The sequence below is a fragment of the Flavimobilis sp. BM9 genome (assembly GCF_058313055.1).
In genome coordinates this window covers 1-277 of the sequence record NZ_JBZEMO010000019.1, presented here as the reverse complement: position 1 = coordinate 277, position 277 = coordinate 1, and the positions used below count along the sequence as shown (strand labels likewise).

General features: G+C 65.0%; 1 protein-coding gene. It reads left to right on the top strand.

The genetic code is table 11. The features are described 5' to 3' along the window. Positions 1-277: AMP-binding protein (locus AC4F3Q_RS13545; protein WP_491040421.1), on the top strand; the 277-nt coding region annotated here is incomplete at both ends.

Genomic DNA, 277 nt, shown 5'->3' with positions numbered 1-277 from the left:
GACACCGTGCAGCAGGTCATTGCCGACACCCCGATCAAGCAGGTGGTGACCACCGGCCTGGGCGACATGCTCGGCGCCAAGGGCATCGTGGTGAACTTCGTCCTGAAGTACATCAAGAAGATGGTGCCCAACTACAGCCTGCGCGGCGCGATCCGCTTCAACCAGGCGCTCAAGCTGGGCAGCCGCCACACCCTGCCCAAGGTCGAGATCGACCACGACGATGTCGCCTTCCTGCAGTACACCGGCGGCACCACCGGCGTGGCCAAGGGCGCGATGC